The sequence below is a fragment of the Microbacterium sp. P2_F9 genome, from assembly GCF_056403635.1.
This window is the reverse complement of sequence record NZ_JBFUFC010000330.1, coordinates 1-2,376: the sequence shown is the minus strand read 5'-3', so window position 1 is coordinate 2,376 and position 2,376 is coordinate 1. Positions and strand designations below refer to the sequence as shown.

The 2,376-nt window shown below is 72.4% G+C and carries 4 protein-coding genes and 1 tRNA gene; 3 read left to right on the top strand and 2 right to left on the bottom strand.

Annotated elements, in window-relative coordinates; translation table 11 throughout:
• A partial coding sequence (locus tag AC1DVT_RS19595) for an ABC transporter C-terminal domain-containing protein (RefSeq protein ID WP_477390997.1) occupies positions 1-272 on the top strand: 272 nt, incomplete at its 5' end.
• 18 nt (positions 273-290) lie between these two features.
• Here the strand turns inward: AC1DVT_RS19595 and AC1DVT_RS19590 are convergent.
• Both AC1DVT_RS19590 and AC1DVT_RS19585 read right to left on the bottom strand, forming a co-directional pair.
• Positions 291-788 (bottom strand): MarR family winged helix-turn-helix transcriptional regulator, encoded by a 498-nt coding sequence (locus AC1DVT_RS19590; RefSeq protein WP_477390995.1) that lies wholly within the window; start codon positions 786-788, stop codon positions 291-293.
• A gap of 20 nt (positions 789-808) precedes the next feature.
• Positions 809-1,822 (bottom strand): LacI family DNA-binding transcriptional regulator, encoded by a 1,014-nt coding sequence (locus AC1DVT_RS19585; protein WP_477390993.1) that lies wholly within the window; start codon positions 1,820-1,822, stop codon positions 809-811.
• 138 nt (positions 1,823-1,960) lie between these two features.
• On the opposite strand from AC1DVT_RS19585, the gene AC1DVT_RS19580 reads away from it, so the two are divergent.
• Positions 1,961-2,032: transfer RNA gene (locus tag AC1DVT_RS19580), tRNA-Gln, on the top strand.
• Position 2,033: 1 nt separating this feature from the next.
• Positions 2,034-2,376: NTP transferase domain-containing protein (locus AC1DVT_RS19575; RefSeq protein ID WP_477390991.1), on the top strand; the 343-nt coding region annotated here is incomplete at its 3' end.

The window sequence follows — 2,376 nt, the reverse complement described above, 5'->3', positions numbered from 1 at the left end:
CCGCGGGGGCGAGCGCGCCGACCGCGTCCCCGACGGCAGCGCCCGCGCTCGCCGGCGCCGAGCTGCGCACCGCGCAGAAGGAGCTCGCCGCGCTGGAACGACGCCTGGCGAAGCTGGAGACCCAGATCCTCGCCGGACGCGCCGGGCTGGCCGATCACGACCAGGGGGACTACGTCGGCATCGCCGCCGAGATGGCCCGCATCGGGGGCCTCGAGAGCGATCGCGAAGCCGCCGAGGCGCGCTGGTTCGAGCTCAGCGAGCTGCTCGGCTGATCTGCCGGGCTGGCCTGGTCAKGCGTCGAACCCGAGGCTGAGCTTGCGCAGCAGACCCGCGAGGCGCTCGCGATCGCCGCGCGTCAGCGCAGCGAGCAGCACGGCCTCGGCGTCGACCAGCCGCGTGATCGCGGCATCCACTCGAGTCCGTCCATCCGGCGTGAGGGTGACCAGGATGCTGCGCCCGTCGTCCGGGTCGGCTTCCCGCCGCACCAGCCCGCGCGCGACGAGCCGGTCGATGCGGTTGGTCATGGTCCCGCTCGAGACGAGCGTCTGCTGCAGGAGCTGCTTCGGGCTCAGCTGGAACGGTTCGCCGGCGCGGCGGAGGGCCGACAGCACGTCCCATTCCCACGGCTCGAGCTCGCTGCGGCGGAATGCCTCTCGGCGGGCGCGGTCGAGGTGGCGGGAGAGCCGGTCGACCCGGGAGAGCACTTCGAGGGGCGAGAAGTYGAGGTCGGGGCGCTGCGCGGTCCACGCCTCGACGATGCGATCGACCTCGTCGGCCTCCTGAGTCATGACCCCATTATCGGGGGCGCTCAGGCGCTCTCGCGGACCACGAGGGTGGTCGGCAGGGCGATCGACTCGCGCTTGCGGCCGGCGATGGCGTCGATGAGGAGGTCGACCATGCGCTCGCTGATCTGGTCCCACGGCTGGCGCATGGTGGTGAGCGGCGGCTCCTGGGTCTCGGCGAGCCCGGAGTCGTCGAAGCCCGCGACGGCGACGTCTTCAGGGATACGCCTGCCCGCCTTGCGCAGGGCCGCCATGGCGCCCACCGCGATGATGTCGGATGCCGCGAACACGGCGTCGATGTCGGGCGCTCGCTCGAGAAGCCGCGTCATCGCCTCAGCGCCGGCGCCGCGTTCGTAGGCCACCTGCTCGACGAGCGCCGGATCGAACCGGTCGCCCATCTCGGCCTGAAACCCCACGAGGCGGAAGCGACCGCCGGGCGTGTCATCGGGACCCGTGATGATCGCGATGCGCCGGTAGTCCTTCTCGATCAGATAGCGCGTCATCGCCCGCGCTGAGCCTTCCTCGTCGACCGACACGGTGGGAACGTGCGCATGATCGCCGAGCGGGACGCCCGAGCAGACCGTGGGGATCCCGGCCGCGACGAGGGAGGCGAGCAGCGGGTCGGACTCATGGGAGGAGACCAGCAGCACGCCGTCGACGTGGCCCGCCTTCACATACTGCTCGACGCCGGCCCGTTCCGTCGGGGTGCCGGCGACCAGCAGCACGAGGGTCATCGAGCGCGACGTGAGGGCCTCGGCGGCTCCGCGGAGGAGCAGGGCGAACGTCGGATCCTCGAAGAGGAGATGCTGGCTCTCGGTGAGCAGGAACGCGAGGGATCCGGCGCGCCCGGTCGCGAGGCTCCGCGCGGCGTGGTTCGTCGTGTAGCCGGTGCGGTGGATCGCCTCCTCGACGGCCTCTCGGGCCGCGGGGGAGACCCAGTGGCCGCCGTTGAGCACGCGGGACACCGTGCCGTGCGAGACTCCCGCCTCAGCCGCGACATCGCGGATGGTCGGCTTCTTCCTGCCGGTACTGGTCCCCACGAGCGCTGACTCTACCCGGAGCCGTCACGGGCTGATCCACCCGTGGCGGCGGGGGCACGACGAACCCCGGCGCCACGGTCGTCCGGCCCGCACATGGCAGACTTGATGCGCGGCGCCCGATTCGTTCGGACGCAGCGGTCCGCCGTGGTGTAACGGCAGCACGACAGCCTTTGGAGCTGTTAGGCCCAGGTTCGAATCCTGGCGGCGGAGCATGTCAGAGATCGCCGCAGACCCGCAGCTCGCCGTCATCGTCCTGGCCGCGGGTCAGGGCACCCGGATGAAGTCCGCCCTGCCGAAGGTGCTGCACGGCATCGGCGGGCGGCCGTTGGTCGGGCATGTGCTCGACACCGCCTACTCGCTCTCGCCCGCGCGCGTCGTCGTGGTGGTGCGCCACGAGCGGGACCTGGTCGCCGCGGCCGTGCTGGACTCGGCGCCGACCGCGATCGTGGTCGACCAGGACGACGTCCCCGGCACCGGGCGGGCCGTCGAGCTCGCCCTCGCCGCGCTCGCCGGCTTCGACGGCGACGTGCTCGTGCTGAGCGGCGACGTGCCCC